The 22,817-nt window shown below is 52.5% G+C and carries 20 protein-coding genes; 15 read left to right on the forward strand and 5 right to left on the reverse strand.

What is annotated here, in order from left to right; all coding sequences use genetic code 11:
• The 3 genes from F608_RS0102600 to F608_RS30465 are packed head-to-tail and all read right to left on the reverse strand — an operon-like array spanning position 1 to position 3,595.
• Positions 1–1,542, reverse strand: a complete 1,542-nt coding sequence (locus F608_RS0102600; RefSeq protein WP_022664052.1) for an ABC transporter substrate-binding protein — start codon at positions 1,540–1,542, stop codon at positions 1–3.
• Positions 1,539–2,759 carry a M20 metallopeptidase family protein gene (locus tag F608_RS30460; protein ID WP_022664053.1) on the reverse strand — a complete coding sequence of 407 codons (1,221 nt, stop codon included), beginning with the start codon at positions 2,757–2,759 and terminating at the stop codon, positions 1,539–1,541. Before F608_RS30460 ends, F608_RS0102600 begins: the two co-directional genes overlap by 4 nt.
• Positions 2,760–2,797: 38 nt before the next feature.
• A complete protein-coding gene (locus F608_RS30465; protein ID WP_022664054.1) occupies positions 2,798–3,595 on the reverse strand; it encodes an IclR family transcriptional regulator in 798 nt (265 codons plus the stop codon).
• Positions 3,596–4,105: 510 nt separating this feature from the next.
• On the opposite strand from F608_RS30465, the gene F608_RS0102620 reads away from it, so the two are divergent.
• The 5 genes from F608_RS0102620 (at position 4,106) to F608_RS0102640 (ending at position 9,540) form a co-directional block, all read left to right on the forward strand.
• Positions 4,106–5,476 (forward strand): ATP-binding protein, encoded by a 1,371-nt coding sequence (locus tag F608_RS0102620; protein ID WP_022664056.1) that lies wholly within the window; start codon positions 4,106–4,108, stop codon positions 5,474–5,476.
• 134 nt (positions 5,477–5,610) lie between these two features.
• Complete coding sequence (locus F608_RS30470; RefSeq protein WP_022664057.1) at positions 5,611–6,573, forward strand: hydroxymethylglutaryl-CoA lyase; 963 nt, start codon at positions 5,611–5,613, stop codon at positions 6,571–6,573.
• 75 nt (positions 6,574–6,648) lie between these two features.
• Entirely contained in the window at positions 6,649–6,960 is a 312-nt protein-coding gene (locus F608_RS0102630; RefSeq protein ID WP_208599511.1) for a hypothetical protein, read from the forward strand.
• Positions 6,961–6,996: 36 nt separating this feature from the next.
• Positions 6,997–8,193 (forward strand): hypothetical protein, encoded by a 1,197-nt coding sequence (locus F608_RS0102635; RefSeq protein ID WP_027362399.1) that lies wholly within the window; start codon positions 6,997–6,999, stop codon positions 8,191–8,193.
• 69 nt (positions 8,194–8,262) lie between these two features.
• Positions 8,263–9,540 carry a hypothetical protein gene (locus F608_RS0102640; RefSeq protein ID WP_022664058.1) on the forward strand — a complete coding sequence of 426 codons (1,278 nt, stop codon included), beginning with the start codon at positions 8,263–8,265 and terminating at the stop codon, positions 9,538–9,540.
• A gap of 66 nt (positions 9,541–9,606) precedes the next feature.
• Here F608_RS0102640 and hutH read toward each other — a convergent pair whose 3' ends face one another.
• Both hutH and hutC read right to left on the reverse strand, forming a co-directional pair.
• A complete protein-coding gene (hutH, locus tag F608_RS0102645; protein WP_022664059.1) occupies positions 9,607–11,139 on the reverse strand; it encodes a histidine ammonia-lyase in 1,533 nt (510 codons plus the stop codon).
• A 2-nt stretch (positions 11,140–11,141) separates the two neighbouring features.
• The gene (gene hutC, locus F608_RS0102650) at positions 11,142–11,861 is read right to left on the reverse strand and encodes a histidine utilization repressor (protein WP_022664060.1); all 720 of its coding nucleotides are present in this window, start codon (positions 11,859–11,861) and stop codon (positions 11,142–11,144) included.
• A gap of 204 nt (positions 11,862–12,065) precedes the next feature.
• Between hutC and hutI the strand changes: the two genes are divergently transcribed.
• The 10 genes from hutI (at position 12,066) to F608_RS0102705 (ending at position 22,779) form a co-directional block, all read left to right on the forward strand.
• A complete protein-coding gene (gene hutI / locus F608_RS0102655) occupies positions 12,066–13,325 on the forward strand; it encodes an imidazolonepropionase (RefSeq protein ID WP_022664061.1) in 1,260 nt (419 codons plus the stop codon).
• 24 nt (positions 13,326–13,349) lie between these two features.
• Positions 13,350–14,039: a metallophosphoesterase family protein gene (locus tag F608_RS30475; protein WP_022664062.1), complete on the forward strand. Its 690-nt coding sequence runs from the start codon at positions 13,350–13,352 to the stop codon at positions 14,037–14,039.
• A gap of 11 nt (positions 14,040–14,050) precedes the next feature.
• Positions 14,051–14,251: a CooT family nickel-binding protein gene (locus F608_RS0102665; RefSeq protein ID WP_022664063.1), complete on the forward strand. Its 201-nt coding sequence runs from the start codon at positions 14,051–14,053 to the stop codon at positions 14,249–14,251.
• Positions 14,252–14,389: 138 nt separating this feature from the next.
• Positions 14,390–14,941, forward strand: a complete 552-nt coding sequence (locus F608_RS0102670; RefSeq protein ID WP_022664064.1) for a peptidoglycan DD-metalloendopeptidase family protein — start codon at positions 14,390–14,392, stop codon at positions 14,939–14,941.
• 164 nt (positions 14,942–15,105) lie between these two features.
• Positions 15,106–15,546: a LapA family protein gene (locus F608_RS30480; protein WP_022664066.1), complete on the forward strand. Its 441-nt coding sequence runs from the start codon at positions 15,106–15,108 to the stop codon at positions 15,544–15,546.
• A gap of 27 nt (positions 15,547–15,573) precedes the next feature.
• Entirely contained in the window at positions 15,574–18,249 is a 2,676-nt protein-coding gene (gene mutS / locus F608_RS0102685; RefSeq protein ID WP_022664067.1) for a DNA mismatch repair protein MutS, read from the forward strand.
• 3 nt (positions 18,250–18,252) lie between these two features.
• Entirely contained in the window at positions 18,253–20,076 is a 1,824-nt protein-coding gene (locus F608_RS0102690) for an N-acetylmuramoyl-L-alanine amidase (protein WP_022664068.1), read from the forward strand.
• A 16-nt stretch (positions 20,077–20,092) separates the two neighbouring features.
• Positions 20,093–20,881, forward strand: coding sequence for an enoyl-CoA hydratase-related protein (locus tag F608_RS0102695; RefSeq protein WP_022664069.1), 789 nt, complete (start codon positions 20,093–20,095; stop codon positions 20,879–20,881).
• A gap of 70 nt (positions 20,882–20,951) precedes the next feature.
• Entirely contained in the window at positions 20,952–22,256 is a 1,305-nt protein-coding gene (locus tag F608_RS0102700) for a phenylacetate--CoA ligase family protein (protein ID WP_022664070.1), read from the forward strand.
• Between the two features lie 91 nt (positions 22,257–22,347).
• Complete coding sequence (locus F608_RS0102705) at positions 22,348–22,779, forward strand: ACT domain-containing protein (protein ID WP_022664071.1); 432 nt, start codon at positions 22,348–22,350, stop codon at positions 22,777–22,779.
• Positions 22,780–22,817: the final 38 nt, after the last annotated feature.

The following is a 22,817-nucleotide window of genomic DNA, read 5'->3' on the forward strand; positions in this document are numbered from 1 at the left end:
TTACTTCCAGCTGGCCTGGAAAAACCTGGGCACGGCATCCGGGTACGGGGTGAAGTTAAGGTCCTTGGCATAGCAGTTGTTGGACACATAGGTGAACATGGGGCACCAGTATGCCTGGTCTGCAATGCGCTTTAAGGCCTTGGAATAGACAGCCTTGCGGTGTTCGGGGTCAATGGAGGAATCCCCTTCAACAAGGCTGTCCCGCACCTTTGGGTCCATGGCCAGGTCATCGGCCTCAAACTCGAAGTAATGGCTGGTGATGGCGGAGATATCGTTGATGGAGTAGGATCCCCAGGTGAGAAACTGCATCTGGAGCTTGCCGGCCCGGGCCTTTTCCCTCATGGCGGAGTACTTCATCATCACAAGTTTGGCCTTGATGCCCACGGCAGCCAGATCACCGATCATGGCCTCTGCATAGGGCCGGTTCCGGTATCCGACAAGTTCTGTTTCAAATCCGTCGGGATATCCGGCCTTGGCCAGAAGGGCCTTGGCCTTGGCAGGGTCGTATTCGTAGGTTTTGATATTCTGGTCACAGCCGAACTGGGAGGGGAAGCAGGCCGAGTAAATGGCCCGGGACTGCCCGCCGATCAGATTCTTGGCAATGGCTTCGCGGTTGATGGCGTGGTTGATGGCCTGGCGGACCTCAAGCTTGGCAAAGGGGTTGTCCATGCCGTGTTCCTTGCCGGACCGGTTAACCGCGTCAAACTGGAGAAAGCCCACCCGCATGGTTTCAGCCGGGGTGACGGTGAGGCTGGGCATCATGGCCAGTTTTTCAGCCTGATCCTGGGGCACCAGGTAAATCCAGTCCAGAGCCCCTGTCATGAGTTCAGCCATCTGGGTGTTGATCTCCGGCAGGGTCCGCCATACGATTTTGCCGATGGCAGGCTGTCCCTTGGGGCTGTCCTTAAAATAGTCAGCATTTTTTTCGAACACAATCTTTTTGCCCGGCACCACTTCGGTGATCTTATAGGGCCCGGTACCGATGGGTTTTACCCCGAATTCATCTTTTCCCACCTTGCTGTAATAGGCTTTGGGGTAGATGGGGTTGGCATTGGAGAGAAACTCAAGGGCTGCGGGAAAGGGTTTTTTAAGGAAGATGCTGACGCTGTAATTCCCGGTTTTTTCAACATGGTCGATCCAGTCGGAGTAGCGCTGGGTCTTGACCTTGCTGGCAGGGTCAGCCGCATAGTTCAGGGTATAGGCCACATCTTCCGCAGTCATCTCCTGGCTGTTGTGAAATGTAACGCCCTGGCGCAGCTCAATATCCAGCTGGGTGTTGGAGGCCCAGTTAAAGGATTTGGCCAGAAGCCCCTTGTACTCGTAGGTGACAGGATCCCGGTACAAAAGGTTGTCAAATACGTGACGGGAAACCACGATCCCCTCCCTGGCCGTGTTGTAATAGCGGTCCAGGGTTTCCAGTTCTTTGGAAAAGGCAATGTTCAGGGTATCATCCTTTTTCCCGGCAAGGGCCGGGGTCAGAAGCCAGCACAGACAGAGGCCTGTTACCATAAGGACGGCCCATCCGTATTTCAGTGTTTTCATCTTTTCTCCTTTTTTTTATGTGGTTGTTGGGTCTGGTTATCAAAAAACAGGGCAATGGCCCGGAACAAGACCTTTGCCCCTGTTTCCAAGACATCTTCGTGGATATCAAATTTTGGGGAGTGCAGAGGGGGAGCGGTTTTCTTGTCAGGATCGGCGCATCCCAGGCGCATCATGGCCACAGGGCATTCCCGGCCGAAAAAGTAAAAATCGTCACTGCCCATGATAAAAGGCAGCACCGTGACATGGTCTTCGCCCAGGACATCTGCCGATGCCCGGAAAAGAGAGGCAGAGGCGTCAGGATCGTTGAGCCCCATGGGCGCCCCGGACTTGAAGATAAGATCGCATTGGACTTCGAACATGGTTTCAATGCCCTTTGCCAGGCGGTTCATCTCCCGGAAGAGCATTTCCCGGATTCCGGGGTCATGGGTCCGCACCGAGCCCCGGATGACCACCTGTTCCGGAATCACGTTGCCGGCATCCCCCCCGTGGAAGGCGCCCACACTGATCACGGCGGAGTGCACCGGCGGCACATGCCTTAGGATAAGGGTGTCCAGGCTGGTTACGAACTGGGCACCGGCTGTGATGGGGCTGCGTCCCTTGTGGGGCCTTGCCCCGTGGCTGCCTCTGCCGTGGATGACAAGCTCAAAGGGATCGGAGGCGGCATGGCCGGTACGGTGGAACACCCCGGCCTGACCCACGGGAAAGTTGGGGTCCATGTGGCCGGCAATGAGGCGGTCCACTCTGGGGTTTTCCAATACCCCTTTTTCCATCATGGCCAGGGCGCCGCCCAGCTTTTCTTCAGAGGGCTGGAAGATAAACTTTACAGCCCCGTTGATTCGGTCCATGAGCCCGGATTCCTGAACCAGCCTGGCCACGCCCAGGGCAATGGCGGTGTTGGCATCGTGCCCGCAGGCGTGCATCTGACCTGGGTATTCAGAGGCAAATTCAAGGCCGGTCATCTCGGCTAAGGGGAGGGCATCCATGTCCGCTCTCAGGGCAATGGTGCCCTGGTAAGGCGCATCAACAGCTTTGCCCTGGATCAGGCCCACAGCGCCGGTCATATCCCCAAAGGTCTGAACGGGGATGTTAAGCTCGGAGAGCACCTGACATACCTTTTGGGTGGTCTTTTCCTCCTGGTATGAGAGTTCCGGCTGCCGGTGGAAGCCCCGCCTCAGGTCCGTGAGCCAGTGTTTAAATGTATATTCTGGTGTTTCCATCGGTCTCTTCACTTTTGTTTTAGGGTCCCGTGTCTGCCTCAGGCAGACGGGGGACCCACAGCAGATATTTCATCCATCATAAACCGGGCAATCTCCCGGCACCGGTCCGGCCCCAATCTTTTGGTGATGGCGGACATGCTCACGGCAGCCACCACCCGGCCCGCGGTATTGAAAATTGGAGCTCCCACACCCACGGAATCAGAGGTCACCCGGTGGACGCTTAAACTGTATCGGTTGGCCCGGGTCTGTTCGACGGTTTCCATTACATCTCTGGGGGAGACGCCGAACTCTTTGACATACCTTGGGCTGTTGGCCGCCAGAATTTCATCCCTAAGGGGGGCAGGCAGAAAAGAGAGCAGGGCCAGGCCGGCCGCACCAATGCCCAGCACCCGGCGTTCTCCCACCTCATACCCCAGGACCTGGACCCTGAAACTGCCCATGACCCGGTCAATGCAGACCCCGTCATATCCGGATCTCACCAGAAGATAGGCCGAGTCCTCTGTATAATCGCTGATCCGCTTGAGGCAGGAATGGTACTGGTCCCGCAGGGAAAACTGGCTTGTGGCCGCAGCCAGGGCATAGAGGCCGGTTCCCAGGAAGTAGAGCTTGGTTTCCGGGTTAAAGGAGAGCACATCCTCCTCCTGGAGCACGGTGAGAATCCGGTGCGCTGTGGGGGCCGGCAGGGCCACGTCCCGGGCAATGGTGGACAGCCGCGCCCCTGTTTTGTTGAACCGGGACACGGATCTTAAGATATCAATGGTCCTTCTGATACTCTGGGCGCCGCCCTGGGGCTTTGCCGGTTTTTTGCGGGTCTGGTTGGTATCCTTTTGGGCCATGGGTGACCTCTATCCCTTGCCGGGGTGGTTTGGTTGTATTTTATTCCACATTATGGAATGATACTTCCACAATATAAAATAATCCTTATCCTGATCTTTTCTGCCTGTCAATAAAAATATGATCAGATGTTTCATAGGGCAGCCATGTCCTCTCCAGGACTCCTGGCATGGGGTCCATCGCAATTTTTTTCCCAGGACCCTGGCAGATAAGATTCTTATCACCGCGTCTATAGAGGTCATGCACCATTGTCAGTGACGGCCGGTCTGGTTAGGATGGTTGTGGATCCTTTTCCTGTGAATTCCGGGGACAGCTCACTTAACTCAAACAAGAAACATACTACGGACAAGCCGCAGAGTCTGGTGTTACTATGGTTCAACATATCTGCGTCAAATTAACTGCACTTTAAATGCTTGACTATTTTACAAATAAAGTCGATATTATTACTGACTTTATTACAAGATGCTTATTAAAAGACTCTGACTTTATGACAAGCAAAAAATGAGAGTGCAATGTTCAATAGAGATATTTTAAAAGAACTATCAAGCTGGAAAGAAAAAAAAGCCCGGAAACCATTGATTCTGAGAGGTGCAAGGCAAGTGGGAAAAACCACAGCTATCAATCTTTTTTCAGAACAATTTGATCAGTATCTGTACCTGAATCTTGAAATTAAAGCCGAGCGGGATATCTTTGAACAGGACCATTCCATTGAAAAATTGCTTCAGGCAATTTTCTTTCATAAAAATCAGGTAAAAGGGAACGGTAGTGTTTTAATATTTATCGATGAAATTCAAAACAGCCCGTCAGCTGTTTCCTGTCTCAGATATTTTTATGAATCATTTCCGGATATGTACGTTATTGCAGCTGGATCTCTTTTAGAAACACTTATTGATACACATATCAGTTTCCCGGTTGGCAGGGTGGAATACCTTGTGATGAAGCCGTTAAGTTTTAAAGAGTTTTTAAGTGCATTATCAGAAACGGCCAGTCTGGACATTCTCAACAAAACCGTTCCTGTACCTGATTTCGCACACGACAAACTGATGAAATTATTCCATATCTACGCAGTTATCGGGGGCATGCCGGAAATCGTTGAAAAATATTCCGATCAAAAAGACATCATTGCACTCAACAGCATATTTGACAGTTTAATCGTCTCTTATCTTGATGACGTTGAGAAATATGCTCGAAACAGGACAATGGCAAACGTCATTCGCCATGCCGTTTCAAATGCATTCTATGAAGCAGGCAGCAGAATTAAATTCCAAGGTTTTGGCAACTCCGACTACAAATCAAGAGAAATGAGTGAAGCATTAAAAGTTTTGGAAAAAGCGATGTTAATTTACCTTTTATATCCTTCGTCCTCTGTCTCTCCCCCCTTACAGCCAAATATAAAAAAATCGCCAAAGCTCCAGGTTCTTGACACCGGGATGCTCAACTATTTTGGTGGGTTTCAAAAAGATCTGTTTGAAGCCAATGGCATTGATTCTGTCTATCAGGGAAAAATAGCAGAGCATATTGTCGGGCAGGAACTTCTCGCGGCTGAAACATCTCCTCTGTTCAAACTGCAATTTTGGAACCGGGAAAAAAAGCAATCCAGTGCCGAAGTCGATTTCCTGATTCAATATGAAAACCTGCTCATCCCCATTGAAGTAAAATCTGCTGCAACCGGACGGCTTAGGTCTCTTCATCAGTTCATAGACCGGGCACCTCACCAATATGCTGTAAGGATTTATTCCGGGAAATTGGAAATAAATCGAATTTCAACGTTGAACGGGAACGAATGCACCCTGTTGAACATTCCGTTTTATCTGACCGGATCCATTACCGCTTATATCGAGTGGATGATATCCAGTGACAGGATGGTTCAACCAGCCAAGTGAACCGGACAAATCGGTTATTTGCAGGTGCAGGGGTCAAGGGTCAGACCTTGATTATTGAATTATAAATTTCAAACAAGCCAAATGCTGCGGGGGATCTGCAAATTTAGGTCGTTGAAACGTTCTGGAGATTGCCAATGATAAAAATAGTTGAAGTCGGTCCCAGGGACGGGCTGCAAAACGAAACTGAAATCATACCGTCGGATACCAAGGTCGCGTTTGTGAATGCATTGTCTGAATCAGGTGTAAGCGAGATCGAAGTCAGCGCCTTTGTCTCCCCAAAACGGATTCCCCAGCTCAAGGATGCCTCTATTGTTTTTAAAAATATCCAACGAAAAAAAAGGGTAATCTACTCTGCGCTTGTGCCCAATTCAAAAGGACTTGAACGGGCTGTTAATGCAGGCGCGAATAAAATTTCCGTATTCACGGCAGCCAGTGAAACCTTCAATCAAAAAAATATCAACACCAGCGTGGAAGGCTCTATGGAACGCTTCCGGCCGGTGGTTCGCCGGGCCGGGAACTTGGGCCTGCCTGTCCGGGGATACATCTCCACGGCCTTCTGGTGCGCCTTTGAGGGTAAGATTTCTCCCAGGGCTGTTTTAGGCGTTGCCCAGCGATTGATGGATATGGGAATGGATGAATTGTCCATTTCAGACACCATTGGCAAAGCATCACCAGATGAAGTAGGAATGCTGATGGATGTATTGCTGTCAAAGATTCCGGCAGAACGCATTGCCGTCCACTTTCACGACACCTATGGAAGGGGAATCGATAATATCCTTCGATCGGTCTCTTACGGTATACAGATAGTGGATGCCAGTGTCGGCGGACTCGGCGGGTGCCCCTTTGCTCCCGGAGCCACCGGGAATGTGGCCACAGAGGCGGTTGTGGCCGCATTGATTAAGGCCGGGGAAAAAGTGGCGGTTGATACGGAACGGCTGATGCGGGCAAGGGAGATGCTGGACCCATACATTCCGGCCAAACCGGATGTCCTTCCCCCGCCAGACTCCCCGGCATGTTCGCTTTGTGAATTTTTCGACGGTAAAAAATGCTGCGGCTCAATGGCGGAGGGGAAACCCCAGATTGGACCCACGCTTTAAGTAATTTCCAACAACGGACATGGACCGGATTTCATTGGTGGATGTTCAAAATTTGGCCCGGCATACGGAGAGTGTATGGGAAAAGAGACCAACAAAGCGCGGAAAAAGGAAACGATGGGGCGGATTCGAATCGTGCAGTCGATCCTAAGGCGATGGGATCCCATGGATCTCGCTCCGGGCGACTTTGCTCCGGCAGACGAATATGACTCCTACGCCCCCCATATCGTATCCGTGGTGGCCCGGGGATGCCCGGTTGAGGATCTGTCGGCCCATCTCAGGAAATTACGCAAAGGCATGGTCTGTATGGGGGATAATCCCAAACTGGACATGGAGATTGCCGGTGAAATCATGGCTGCATTGCGCAGCGAGGGGCTTGACAACTCATAAAGATCGGCTAGATGCAGGCAAGGAAAGAATAGAATCATGAAAAAGTATATTATATTCATAGCCATCCTCTTTTCCGCATCTGTCTGGGCAAATGACAATGTCGGTAAAGTTTACTTCGGGGAAAATCTCGCCAAGACATTGAGTGAACACACAGACCGGCTATATTTAAAAATCGATGATTCAGAAAATTTATACTTTAACCGTCAGCATTCAGGCCCGGTTATAGGCAACCTGAATATCCATACAGATCATATGGTAAAGGTCTATTTTGATGATCAGATCTGTGAATCCTGGAAATTAAATTTCTCAAAATTAAAGACACAAGCCGTAATTATCCGGCGTTTACCCGGTTCCTGGCGCATGGAACCTGCATCCGACACAGCTCTGCCGGGTCAATCGGCCTGGTCCTGCGAGGAATTGAAATCAAAACACCTGACAAATCCAAGGGTCTACCTCACTTTTTCCAAGGCCCCTGATATAAACTCATCCGGTAGTTTCTGGGAGCTGACCTGGAACAATGTGAATATCCCGATACCGAAAACTGAATACACCGATGTTTTGGCCTCAAAGGGATATCGATCCACAATGGATATCCTGCTGAAAACCCGGGGAGGGATAAAAATTCTTGCGGCCATGCTGCCGGACAGGCCAGTTGATGATATTTTTCAGACCGAGAGCCTGGAGAAGCTTCCCCTTGAATCCTCACTGGACGGTCAATCCATGACTCGGAAAATATACGGAGGCCCGGTCCGGCTGTCCCGAATCAATCGGTTCGGCTTTTCCATTACACCTGATAATTTGATCTGCGATGCCCAAACCCATGCGGAACAGGCGGCCGTTTCCATTGCTCTTATTTTAAAGAATATTGAATCTCCCGGGAAATTATTGTCCGTGCATAAACTCACCGGGATCTATGACGGATGGATGGAAAAGCAATTCCATGGGGGGAATTTTGAATATACCCTGACCATCCTTTCCGATTCGGAAAAAGAGAGTCTCTGCCAGGTCAGCTATATGATTCCGGAAAAATCGGTTTACAAGGATCTCCCCTATCAGATCGGCAGGGGAGAAAAACGCAAAACCAACAGACTTCCCAAATGGCTGGATATGTTTAACAGGGCATTGAAAATCCAGACAAAAAAGAGTTGGAAAGCCTATGCCCGGGAAGCCAGAAAACAGGGGATCCGCCCGGAAAGCATTGCCGGAACGCTCACCAATCCGGGCATGGATTAAGGCAGTTCCAATTTTGAAAGCAGATGGAAATCTGCATACAACATTTTTTTGGAAATGGAGGGATATCAAATGAGATTGCGAATATCTGTTCTGCTTATCTTTGGATTTCAGATTATATTGATGGGTTTGGCCGTTGCAGGGTCCTATGCTCCATTTCCTGGGCTTGTGGGGGAGACCGGCTGGCAGGTGAATGTCAGGGATGTCACCATGGGTGTAAGGGTCAATGACATCCAATTTGAACTTCGCATGGGAGATGAACATTATTTCAGTTTTAAGGCCTATCAGGGAAATGACCCCTATTCCAACCGGTTGGGGCCCTTACAGGAAAAATATCTGCCCCGGTTATTGGAACTTTTGAATGCCGGCAGCTCTTTTATGGGGCAGGAGGAAACAAGTCCGTCTTCAATGGCAATTCACTGGTTTTCCTATCCTGAAAGCATTCGAAACTGGACCTTGATCTGGAAAGAGTCAGAATTGAAAAAAAACTGGGATCAGACAGATCCATACAAGCGGCATGACAGCCTGGTAAAAATGATCTCTGACTCACTCAAACAGGATTTTCAGCCCATTGTCCGGGCATTGGGATTTGATATTACAGGGGCGTCCATGGAGAAAATGGGATTTCAGAAAGCAGGGTCATTAAAATTTTACGGCCCTGTATTGAAACCCGCTGAAATTCCGGGAGAGTTTAAAATCCCCATCCCATTGATATTATCCCTTCGCCTGAACCCATCAACGGAGATTTCTGAACGGGACAGTGTTACCAAGGGGGAGGCTCCATGTTGGCTGAATTCTTTTTTTTCAATTGCCAGCCAGGGGAAGAAAACCATCTATTGTTCATTTCAGCGACCCTTTGACCAGTATGAAATTTCCGGAGATCGTCGGCTTCCCGATGGAAGGCATAAGCCTGTAAGGCCTTTCATCGAAAAGGAATATCAGGGGATTTCTGCAAAGTTACTCCGGGCCGCTTTGATATCGACCCGGAGGGATTCTAAAAATCCGGTTTCATTGAGATTGAATATCCCGAATTATCCCGGTCTTTATCAGGAAATGACGGCTTATTTTTCCGAGACCGTTGGATCCCAAACCCAGATTCAGCGTACTGGATTGCCCAAGCTTATATTTTACCGGTTTCATCCATCGACTGAAACAGGTTTCCAGGAATCGATTGCGCCTTTTCTGGGATTGGCCGGCTTAAAATTCAAAGAATTTCAGGTCAGCCTGAACCATAAAAAAACAGCCGGGAAATATGATACCTATGACACCTTGCTGAAACCCTTGGGATTTAAACCGGAGGATCGGCCGGCTGTGCCTGATTTTGTATATATGATGGTGGAGAAAAATTAAAACACCCTGACCGGAACAACAAAATTCCTCCTGCCCCGGCCGGGCAAATTATCCATTCTCCATTCCCTAATAGAGTTTGCCCACCTTATCCTCCACCGCTTTCACAATGCTCCCCTCCCGGAGCAGTTCCCTGACCCGGGCAATGTCATTGGACAGGAGACGGTCCTCTTTCATATAGTCCACCCGGCTGCGGATCACCTCGTAGGCGGCCATGGTGCCCTCCCCGGCCTTGATATTGGTGAAGAGATCAATGGCCTGGGCTCCGCAGAGCAGTTCAATGGCAATGACCTCTTCGACATTTTCCACGATATCCCGGCATTTCCGGGCCGCCACAGCCCCCATGGACACATGGTCCTCCTTGTTGGCCGAGGTGGGGATGGAATCCACCGAGGCCGGATGGGCAATGACCTTGTTTTCAGAGACCAGGGATGCGGCCACATACTGGGCGATCATGAACCCGGAATTGAGCCCCCCGTCCTCCACCAGGAATGCGGGCAGTCCGGAAAGCTGGGGATTGACCAGGCGTTCGATGCGGCGCTCGGAGATATTGGCCAGCTCGGCAATGGCGATCCCTAAAAAATCACAGGCCAGGGCCAGGGGCTGTCCGTGGAAGTTACCGCCGGACAGGAACTCTTCGGAATCCGGAAAGATCAGGGGATTTTCCGTGGATGAGTTCATCTCCACCCGGATCACCCGGTCCACATATCCGAAGGCATCCCAGGAGGCCCCGTGAACCTGGGGGGAGCAGCGCAGGGTATAGGCATCCTGGACCCGGGTGCAGTCCTTGTGGGAGGAGATGATCTCGGAGTTCTCCGTGATCTTGAGCATGTTCCGGGCCGCCTTGATCTGGCCCTGGTGGGGCCGGGCATTGTGGATCCGGGGATCAAAAGCCGTCCGTGTACCCATGAGGGTTTCCAGGCTCATGCCGGCGGCAATGTCTGCATGCTTGCAAAGATTCAGGGCATCGTGGAGGGCAAGGCAGCCCAGGGCGATCATGAACTGGGTTCCGTTGATCAGGGCAAGGCCTTCCCCGGCCTGAAGTTCCAGGGGGGAGATTCCCTTTGCCTCCAGGGCCCTGGCCCCGGACATGAGACGGCCGTCAATAAAGGCCTCCCCCTCGCCGATGAGCACCAGGGACAGATGGGCCATGGGAACCAGGTCCCCGGAAGCCCCCACAGATCCCTTTTCAGGAACCCGGGGAATGATGCCCTCATTGAGAATCCGGGCCAGTTTTTCAATGGTCTCCAGGCGCAAGCCGGAGTTGCCCCGGCAGAAATCGTTGATCCGCAGGGCCATCATGGCCCGGACCACATCGTCCTCCATGTTTTTGCCCACACCGGCCGCATGGCTGAGCAGGATGTTTTTCTGGAGTTTTCTCGTATCTTCCTTGGTAATGGTCACGCCGGACAGGGCCCCGAATCCCGTGGTCACTCCGTAGATTCTCTCTCCCTTGTCCACCCATTTTTCAATGAGGCGGCTTGCCTTTTGAATCCGGGCCACAGAGCCCTGGGAAACCTTAACCCCTGCACCGTGGCGGGCAATGGCCACCAGATCCTCCAATTGAAAATCATTTCCGTTCAGCTTGATTGGTTCCGTCATTTTCACTGCCTCTTGAATTTTCCCCTTAATTTATATCTGGATCCCGGTGAGATGATCCTGGAGTAGGTGGCCACCCGGTCAAAGGACCAGGTTCTCCGGGTCAGGCAGAGGCAGGGCTCTTCCTCCCTGATCTTAAGATGCTTCCGGATTTCCCGGCTGCACTGGACCGCTTCGATGACATGCTCTGCCTCCTGAACCGGGGCGATCTCCAGAAGATACTCACTGGGTGTGATCCTTGTAAAATCCTGTTCCAGGTATTCCGGGGCCACTTCGGGATTGATATACCGCTCGGAATACTGGACGCAGACCCCCCGGTCCCGGTGGAGAAATATGGAATGAAACACCGGAGCATCCGGGGCAAGATCCATTTTTCCGGCAATGCTCTTGTCCGCCTTTTCCTGCCGGAGAAGAAGGATATCGCAGGAATGGTCTCCGCCCCAGTCCCGGATCTCTGCGGCAATACTCCGGATCTCCAGGAGGGCCGCATCGGGCTTGGGCCGGGCCACAAAGGTTCCCACCCCCTGGATCCTCACGATCCTGCCCTCTTCGGTAAGCTCCTTAAGGGCCCGGTTGGCCGTCATTCTGGATGCGTTAAAGGCCCTGGCCAGCTGGGTTTCCGAGTCCACCCGGTCATCGGGCTTGAGTCTGCCCGATTCAATATCCCGGACCACGCTCAATTTTATCCGCTCGTACAATGCAAAGGGCTGATCTGATGGTTTCATATCCTGTCTTTGGTAAAAGAGTCTATGGTTCCCGGTTAGCGAAGTTTTTCCTTTTTAAGGTCCCTCATCCCGGACCCGGGTGAATCACAAAAGGCTTGACTTCATATCTATACTTGTATAGACAAGTATTATCCAATCCAGAAACAAATGTCAACACTGGGCAGATGAAAACCCAGGGAAATATAAAGCAGAGGGAAAAGAAAATTGAATACCCCAAAACCCTTGATCAAAGACCATCCGGAACAGGATCTTTTCTTCTTTAACTGCCGCGTGGCCACCATGGCCGGCGGGAAATATAATATCATCGAAAACGGCGCCCTTGTGACCCGGGGAGAAAAAATCCTCTGGGCCGGGCCGGGGCAGGACCTGCCCGGGGAACTCAAAAAAGAGGAGGCAGCTCCCATTGACTGTAAAGACAAATGGCTCCTGCCCGGACTCGTGGACTGCCATACCCACCTGGTATGGGGAGGGTCCCGGGTCAACGAGTTTGAGATGCGTCTCAAAGGGGCCACATACGAAGAGATTGCCGCTGCCGGAGGCGGGATTTCATCCACGGTAAAGGCCACCCGGGCGGCCCGTGGGGACGCGCTTTTCTCCAGGGCAAAAAAAAGGATGGAAAATTGCCTCCAACAGGGGATCACCACCCTTGAAATCAAATCCGGATACGGTCTGGATCTTGAAACCGAATTAAAAATGCTCCGGGTCATGGACCGGCTCAGCCAAGAATTTCCCATCCATATCGAACCCACTTTTTTAGGGGCCCATGCCCTGCCCCCGGAGTTCAAAGACAGGTCCGGGGAGTATATCGACCTTGTCACCCAAACCATGCTCCCGGCGGTCAAGGACCAGGGGATAGCCACGGCCGTGGATGTGTTCTGCGAATCCATTGCCTTTTCCCGGGAAGAAACCCGAAAGGTGTTCCAGACGGCAACCGATCTGGGTCTCCGGGTCAAGCTCCATGCGGAACAGCTGTCCGACTCGGACGGAGCCGCCCTGGCCGCGGAGTTCAATGCCCTTTCCTGCGATCATATCGAATATCTCTCCCTTTCCGGAGCCCGGAAAATGGCCGAGAAAAAAGTCTCTGCCGTGCTTCTCCCAGGGGCCTTCTATTTTCTCAAGGAAAAACAGATTCCCCCGGTTCACTGGTTTCGGGAACTGGGGATTCCCATGGCCCTGTCCACGGACCTGAACCCGGGGTCGAGCCCGGTCCATTCCCTGACCCTGATCATGAACATGGGCTGCCTGCTCTTCGGGCTGACCTGTGAGGAGGCCCTGGCCGGCACCACCCTCAACGGGGCCAGAGCCCTGGGCATGGAGGACAGGAAAGGCAGCATCGAGCCGGGCAAGGATGCCGACCTGGTCCTCTGGGACATTGATGCACCGGCAGACCTCTGCTATCTTGCCGGTCTTTCCCCGGTGGAAATGGTTGTCATCGGAGGTGAAATCCGGTATACAGCCCGGTGAAGATACATTCACCGGAGAAACCAGATGAAGATATACGCGGTTGCCGATATCCACGGCAAATCGGGGCGGATAAAGGCGATCCGCTCCGTGCTTGACCGATTTGAGCCTGAGATCATGGTGATCGCCGGAGACATCACCCATTACCTGATTCCGGAAAAGACCATCCGCCGACTGGACCGGCTGGAGATCCCCATCCTGACGATCCGGGGGAATTCAGACCTGAAACGGGTGGAAGAGCTTGTGGAAGAATCCCAAAATATCCGCATGCTCACCCCTGAGCCCTTGAATATCAAGGATCTTTCATTCTCAGGAACCGGAGGGGCCCTTGCCCTGCCCTTTGCCTCCAGGATCTGCCGCAAAGAAGAAGAGATCCTGGAACGCCTGGGCAGAGAGCTTTCCTCCTCCTGCCCGGAAAATATTCTGGTGGTCCACCCCCCGCCCAGGGGAATCCTGGACAGGGTCGGAAACAAATTCAGCGCCGGAAGCCGGAACCTGAAAGCTTTTATTGAAAAATTCCAGCCCGGTATCCTGTTCTGCGGCCATATCCATAATCAGCCCGGGGTCCAGGTCCTGGGCCGGACCATGGTGGTCAACTGCACCATGGGCCGGGTGGGCGGCGGAGTCGTCATTGAGTATGAAAAAGAGGGGCCGATCCGGGTAACCCTATTGAAACCCGACGGCAGCAATGGTATGTCAACTCTGTTTACCCTATAAAGGAGTCTTGCATGTGTGAATCAAACGTATATATAAAAGAAAACGATCAGGAAACCCTGGTCATGGAGAATGTGGCCGCCATCACCCCTGCCGGGGAAAACAGCTTTCTTCTCAAGGGGCTTCTGGGCGAAAGCAAAGAGATCAAGGGCATTATCGAGGATATCAACCTCATGGGGCATAAGATCATATTAAGGGCAGTTAATAATTCATAATTGATAATGAACAATTAAGGACCGGCCCTTGCGGGCCGGCCTATTATAGAGGGATCTTCGGGAATAACAATTTTTCCCATAAAAATGGGTGCGGAGCCTCCTCAATTCTTAATTATTAATTGTTCATCTGCTTGATAGATGAAAGTATTCAAAACATATCTATCTGCCCTTGCCCGGGCAAACAGACTCGGGCCGGACACGGAATGGCTCTTTTATCCGGCCATGCTCCAGGACAGTCCGGCCAAGTGGTGGGATGACTTTGCTTTCCGCCACGCCCTCCACGAGGGCATTGATATCTGTTTTTACAGAACCGGCCCGAAAAGACCCGTGAAATTCATTCAAGCCCTTAAGGTTCCGGCCCTGGCCGACGGGACGGTTCTCAATGTCTGCGATGATTTCCTGGGCAGAACCCTGGTTCTGGAACACCAGGGATTCCAGGATTCCCCTGAAAGGATCATTTTTACTTACTCCCACCTGGCCCCTGCCCCGGGCCTTGAACCCGGTTCAAGGGTGGAAAGGGGAGAGATCCTTGCCCGGGTATTTGATACCCGTCTGAAGCGGTCCAAACTGCCTCCCCACCTCCACATCTCCTGTATTGAGCTTCCCCGGTCCATCCCATTGGACCAATTGAACTGGAAGCTTTTCCCCCGGCGCGATAAAGTCAGCCTGATCAATCCTGTTTTCATCTGACCCGTTTTTATGGGATCTCCGGTCAATTGTCTATCCTGGGTCTATCCTGTAAAATAAAGATTTCCAGGCCCTTAATTCCCAAAAGGGAATTGAAAAAATCAGAAATTTGATCTATGATCACCAGGATTTGGCATGGACACGTGAAAACAACCTGGAGAAAATGAATGAAAACCATTAAATTTCTATTTTTGCTGATTATCCTGGGACTGCTCGGGCTCCTAGTTTACCAGAATCTTGATTATTTCATGGCAAAGCAGGCGTTAAGCATCGACCTTAAGATATCCGGATGGCACTGGACCACCCCTGAACTACCTACCCTGGCGTTCTGGGGGATCTGTTTTGGAATCGGACTTCTGATCACCGGATTCAAGGGGCTTGCCACCGCCTTTTCCCTGGGCAGGGAGATCAAGAAAAAAAATGCCGGAATCGACTCCCTGAAAAAGGAGATCAAAGATCTGAAAAGCCGGCTGGATGTTTTCATTCATGATCCCTATATCAAGGCTGCCAAAGGATCGAATCCCGGAGATTCCCGGGACAAGGATCCTGCATCTGCCCCCGTGTCAGCCTCCGACGATACCCAACCCCATGATCCTGCCAATGCATAAGGAAAGGCAGCCCGATATTCTTGGTCCATGAGTGAGAAAAAAAATACGCCCATGATGGAGCAGTACCTCTCCATCAAGGAAGAGTACCCGGATACCATCCTCTTTTACCGGATGGGGGATTTCTATGAGATGTTCAGTAAAGACGCGGAAGAAGCCGCCTCTATCCTGGAAATCGCCCTTACATCCAGAAACAAGAACGATGCCGACCCCATTCCCATGTGCGGGGTCCCTTTCAGGGCGGCAGACACCTATATTGCCAAACTCATTGAAAACGGCCGCAAGGTCGCAGTGTGCGAGCAGGTAGAGGATGCAGCCGCGGCCAAGGGCCTGGTGAAACGGGAGGTGGTCCGGGTGATCACCCCGGGCATGATCCTCAATGAATCCCTGCTGGACAAAACCTCCAACAATTATCTTCTGGCCTTAAATTCTGTCAGGGATACGGCGGGCCTGGCCTGCCTGGATATCTCCACGGGAAGCTTCAGAACCTGCCAGGTTCCCAAGAACTCTTCCCAGTTCCCCCCTTCCCTGCTGGACGAGGCGGTCAAGCTCGATCCCAAAGAGGTGCTTCTGCCCGCCCACTTTGAAGGCGATCCCCAGTACAGACAAGTGAGACAGGCCCTTTCCGGCCGTCAGATCACCTATCTTCCCAAGATGGAATTCCATGTGGAAGACGCCCGGGAAAGACTGGCCCAGAAATTCAAGACCCGGAGTCTTGAAGGCTTCGGCATTGAAGAGATGCCGGCCTCCATATCCGCGGCAGGGGCGGTTCTCTCCTATGTACGGGACACCCAGCTGACAGATACCCTCCATATTTTCCAGATCACCCCCTATGATCTCAGCTCCTATCTGAAAATCGACGACAGATCCTGCCGGAATCTGGAACTGCTGGCCAATATCCAGACTCTGGATAAAAAAGGGAGCCTGATATCGGTCCTGGACCGGACCGTCACGGCCATGGGCGGGCGGATGATCAAAAACTGGATCCGGCATCCCCTGGTGGACAGAAAAAAAATCGAGGAACGGCTTGACGCAGTGGAAGAACTCATGGGCGCCTCCCATATCCTTGCCCTTATCGTGAACCACCTCAAGTCTGTATACGACCTGGAACGGCTGGGTTCCAGGATATCCATGGGCCAGGGCAATGCCAGGGACCTGCTGGCCCTGAGGACCTCCCTGGAAAAGCTGCCCGGGATCTTTAAGGAACTGGCCCTGTTCAAAGCCCCCCTGCTCAACGGGACCGGACTGGAAGACCGGGACAGAATGACGGAGGAACTGACCGGCCTGGCCCGGCTCATCAAAGCCGCCATCCGGGAGGATGCCGTCCACGTGCTCAACGAGGGCAATATCATCAATGACGGGTACAGCCCGGAACTGGACGAGATCCTGGCCATATCCCGGGACGGCCGTTCCTGGATCGCAAAAACCGAAAGCCAGGAAAAGAAAAAGACCGGCCTCTCCTCCCTGAAGATAAAGTACAACAAGGTGTTCGGGTATTTTATCGAGGTATCCAAGGCCCAGTCTGCATCGGTTCCGGACCACTATATCCGCAAACAGACCCTGGTCAATGCCGAGCGCTTCATCACCCAGGACATGAAAGAGGTGGAATCCACCATCCTCAACGCCCAGGAAAAACGGAGCGCCCTGGAGTACCAGATCTTCTGCTCGGTCCGGGATGAGGTGGTGAAAAAGGCCGTGTTCATCCTGAAAATGGCCCGGTTCATCGCCCGCATCGACACCCTCCAGGGTCTTGCCGTGGCTGCGGCTGAAAACAACTACGTCAAACCCGAGATCAACGACTCCCAGGCCGTCTCCATTGAGGAGGGCAGGCATCCGGTGGTGGAAAAACTCATCAAGGGAGAGCGGTACGTGCCCAACTCCATTGAGATGGACAATGAAACCAACCAGCTCCTGATCATTACCGGACCCAACATGGCCGGCAAGTCAACGGTGCTCAGACAGGTGGCCCTGACCGTGCTCATGGCCCAGACCGGCTCCTTTGTCCCGGCAAAAAAAGCCTCTATCTGCCTCATCGACCGGATATTCACCCGGGTGGGGGCCCTGGACAACCTTTCCTCGGGCCAGTCCACCTTTATGGTGGAGATGGAGGAGACTGCCAATATCGTTAACAACGCCACGGAAAACAGCCTGGTGATTCTGGATGAAATCGGCCGGGGGACCTCCACCTACGATGGGATGAGCATTGCCTGGGCCGTGGCCGAATTCCTCCATGACCTTGACGATAAAGGGGTAAAAACCCTTTTTGCCACCCACTACCATGAACTGACCCGTCTGGAAGAGCTGAAACCCAGGATCAAGAACTTTAATATCGCGGTCAAGGAGTTCAACGACAATATCGTTTTCCTGAGAAGGCTGGTCAAGGGGGGAACCAATAAGAGCTACGGCATCCAGGTGGCCCGGCTGGCCGGGGTTCCGGACGCCATTGTCCGCTGCGCCAAACATGTTCTCTCCGGGATTGAAACCGGAAACACCCATCCGGCAGATCTTCCTGCCCCCCCTGAACCCTCCCCGCCTCCAAAACGGAAAACCCGTAAAAAAAGAGTGTCGGATCCCGGACAGATGGAGTTGTTCGAACATGGGAACCCGGATCTCAAAGAGATGCTGGCAGGGGCGGATATTTCCAATATGACCCCCCTCCAGGCCCTGAACTTTCTCAATGAAATGAAGCAAAAGGTCCTGAACTAAGCCATGGTACGGACTGAATCCTTTCCCCATCCAGACCTCTCCCCGGGCATGCCCACGACATCTTTGTTTGGGTTTGCATGCAGGAAAAGATCCTTCCCGGTAAAAATTCTGATCTTTGTCCTGGCCGTTCTGATTCTCTGGCAGGGAAGTGCCCCGGCGGCAACATCCAAGGCCAAAAGAAAATATCTGGAGGCAGATGACTGCTACAAGGCACTCCGCCACTCTGAAACCAAAAAACAAAAACTTTTGGAATGGCTGAAGTGTATCGGGAAATACGAAGACATCTACACGGATTTTCCCGGATCTTCCTGGGCGCCGGCAGGGATGTACAAGGCATCCCGGCTTTACCTGAAGCTGTCTGAACTCTCCGGTGACCCCATTTATAAAACAAGGGCCGTGGATCTGCTGGCCAGGATACAGAAAAAATATAGAAAAAGTGCCTATACCAGACGTTCCAAAACACTTCTCAAAACCGTCACCTCGGATCCGGTGACCCTGCCGATCAAGCACCTGAGGTCAAAAAAGGCCCAGACAAAAAATCTGGCCATTGCCCCCAAATCCTTGAAGACAAAAGAGAAGAGTCCGGAGAAGGCCGCCGGAAAAGTCCTGCCTGTGGATCCGCCGGAAGAGGCAGAGGTCTATCCGGACCCGCCCAAACCCCGGAAGACAAAGGGGGATATCCAGGTTACGGATCTGAGGTTCTGGTCCAATCCCGAGTATACCCGGATCGTGGTAAACGCCTCTGACGAGCGGCCCTATACCCACCGGCTTCTGAACAAGGATCCCAAGATCGACAAGCCCTTTCAAAGACTCTATGTGGATATTGACCAGGCAAGGCTCGGCTCGGGAATCGCCTCCCATACCCCCATCAACGACAACCTGCTCAATCAGGCCCGGGCCGGTCAGTACCTGCCCCATACGGTCCGGGTGGTGGTGGACATCAAGTCTTTTGAAAACTATAAGATCTTCTCCCTGAAAGACCCCTTCAGAATCGTCATAGACGTATGGGGAAAGGGCTCCAACGGGGCTCCCCCCCAGCTGGCCCACCAGATCCTGGAACCGGGGAAAAAACCGATAAAGATGTCCAGGATCACCACGGACAATCTAAGATCCTCGGACATCGCCCGGCAGCTGGCCCTGGGGGTGAATAAGATCGTCATTGATCCGGGCCATGGAGGTCCGGACCCGGGCGCACCCGGAGCCATCAAAGGGGTGTGGGAAAAGGACATCGTACTGAAGCTGGCCAAGGACCTGGCCGCCAAACTCAGGGACCGCCTAAAGTGCACCGTGGTCCTGACCCGGTCCAAGGACGTCAAACTGACCCTGGAGGAACGGACGGCCATTGCCAATACCGAACGGGCCGATCTTTTCATCTCCCTTCACTGCAATGCAGCCAAAAACAAAAGACTCTCCGGCATTGAGACCTATCTTCTCAACCTGGCCACCGATGATAAGGCCATTGCCGTGGCTGCCCGGGAAAACGCCACTTCCAGAAAAAACATTTCCGACCTGGAATTTATTCTAAGCGACCTGATGAAACATGCCAAAATAGAAGAGTCCACCCGCCTGGCCCACGATGTCCATAAATCCATGGTCCACGGGGTGAAAAAGAAATATTCCGCGGTCAAAGACCTGGGGGTGAAGCAAGCTCCCTTTTATGTGCTTCTGGGGGCCAGGATGCCCTCCATTCTCATTGAAACCTCATTTATCAGCAACAAAAAAGAGTGCAAGCGGCTTTTGACCGCATCCTACAGAAATGATATCTGCAACGCCATCACCGACGGGATACAAAAGTATATTGATGCAACAAATCCAAGAGAACTCTAAATAAAGGAGATGCCCCATGTCTTTTGAAAACATCATTCTTGAAATCAACGACGGGATTGCCACCCTCTTTTTCAACCGGCCCAAGGCCCTGAACGCCCTGAACAACGCCCTGTTTGACGAACTTGACCAGGCCCTGGACCAGGTGGAGGAAAACACCTCTATCCGGGTGCTGATCCTCACCGGCGCAGGCGACAAGGCCTTTGTTGCCGGGGCAGACATTGTGGAGCTCTCCAGGATGTCCCCCCTCCAGGGAAAATACTTTTCAAGAAAAGGCCAGAAGATCTTTGCCAAATTAGAGGCCCTGCCCATCCCCACCATCGCAGCCGTAAACGGCTATGCCCTGGGAGGCGGATCAGAGGCGGCCCTGGCCTGTGATTTCATCTATGCCTCTGAAAAGGCAGTGTTCGGTCTTCCTGAAATCAGTCTGGGCCTGATCCCCGGATTCGGCGGGACCCAGCGCCTGGCAAGGCTGGTGGGAAAAAACAGGGCCAAGGAACTGATTTTCACCGGCCAGAACATCAAGGCGGACCAGGCCCTTGAATACGGAATGGTCAACCGGGTCTGCTCCCATGAAAGCCTCATGGAAGAGGTCCTGAAGACCGCCGGTATGATGGCCTCCAGGGGGAAAGTCGCCCTGAGATCGGCCAAGGAGGTGATCCACCATGGCGCCAATGCCGACCTTGAAACCGGATGCAGGATTGAAAATGACGCCTTTGGCCTGACCATGGCAAGTGAAGATGCAGAGGAAGGGACATCGGCCTTCCTGGAGAAGAGGAAACCCGCATTCAAAGGAGAACTCAAATAGAGTTTGGGAAAAAACTTGCCCAAACATGAGTCTCGACCAGATAAATTGTGTTCAATAAGGATATAGAATTATGCCCATCTACGATATTGATTTTGAAACCATGCCCAGGGAAGGACTTGAATCCATCCAGCTTCGAAGACTGCAAACCACGATTGAACGGGTCTACGCCACGGTTCCCTTTTATAAGAAAAGCTTTGACAAGGCCGGGCTCAAACCCGAGGATATCCAGAGCCTGGATGACCTGCGGCGGATCCCCTTTACCGTAAAGCAGGACCTGAGGGACAACTATCCCTATGACATGTTTGCCGTTCCCATGGAACAGGTGGTCCGTATCCATGCTTCTTCCGGTACCACGGGCAAACCCACGGTGGTGGGCTATACCAAGCGGGACATCAACACCTGGGCCGAGCTCATGGCCCGAAGCCTGAGTGCGGCCGGGGCCACGCCCGGGGATATCATCCATAATGCCTTCGGCTACGGCCTGTTCACCGGGGGACTGGGGGCCCACTACGGAGCGGAAAAACTGGGGGCTTCGGTAATCCCGGTTTCCGGGGGAAATACCAAACGCCAGATCACCATCATGAAGGACTTCAAGCCCACCATTCTCTGCGGCACCCCGTCCTATATCCTTCACCTGGCAGAGGTGGCCGAAGAAATGGGAGTGGATTTCCATGATCTGGCATTTAAATCCGGCATCTTCGGGGCTGAGCCCTGGACGGAAAACATGAGGGCGGAACTGGAAGCCAAGCTGGACCTAAAGGCCATTGACATCTACGGCCTGAGCGAGGTCATCGGTCCGGGAGTCTCCATTGAATGCTATGAAGAACAGCGGGGGCTCCACGTATTTGAGGATCACTTCATCGTTGAGGTCATTGATCCGGATACCCTGGAACCCGTTCCCCACGGACAGAAAGGGGAGCTGGTCTTCACCTCCATCACCAAAGAGGCCTTTCCGGTGATCCGGTACCGGACCAAGGACATTACCTCCCTGAATCCGGCTCCCTGTACCTGCGGCCGGACCCATATCCGGATGGACAAACCCTCGGGCCGGACCGACGACATGCTCATCATCCGGGGCGTCAATGTATTCCCCTCCCAGATTGAAAGCGTACTCATGGAAACCAAGCAGATCCTCCCCCATTACCAGCTGGAGGTGGACCGCAAGGAAAACCTGGATACCCTGACCGTAAAGGTTGAAATTGATGAAGAACTGTTCAGCGACGACATCAAGGGACTCCAGGCCATGGAGACAAAGATATCAAAGGATATCAAGGAGTACCTGGGGGTTTCCGCCAGGGTCCTCCTTGTGGAACCCAAAACCATCCAGCGGAGCCAGGGCAAGGCCGTAAGGGTAATTGACAAAAGAGTAATCTAATCGTCAGGGAATTTATGAACCGGGATTTTTAATTTTAGATCCGGAGATCATCTCCAATCTAAAATCCACCATCTAAAATATAGGAGATTCCATGCTTTCCGAACAGATATCCGTATTCATCGAGAACAAGGAAGGAAGACTGGCAGAGGTCACGGCCATCCTCAGGGATGCCCGGGTGAACATCAGGGCCCTGTCCCTGGCCGACACCACTGACTTCGGGGTATTGCGCCTCATCGTCGATAACAATGACACGGCTGAAACGGCCCTGAAAAAAGAAGGTTTCACCGTAGGCAAAACCAAGGTCCTGGCCGTTGAGGTAAAAGATGAGCCCGGCGGTCTGAACCGGGTATTGGACCCCCTGTGTGCCCAGGAGGTCAATGTGGAGTATATGTACGCATTTGCCAATCCCAAGTGCCAGAACGCCATCATGATATTCCGGTTTGATGACCCCCAAAGGGCCCTTACCATTTTGGCCGAGAACAAAATCAAGGTTGTTGACGGAGAGGCCATCTGTAAGCTGTAAGCCCATCGCCACAGGGACGGTGTTATCTTCATGAAGAA

Origin of the sequence: Desulfospira joergensenii DSM 10085 (assembly GCF_000420085.1) — a bacterium.
GTDB classification, from domain to species: domain Bacteria; phylum Desulfobacterota; class Desulfobacteria; order Desulfobacterales; family Desulfobacteraceae; genus Desulfospira; species Desulfospira joergensenii.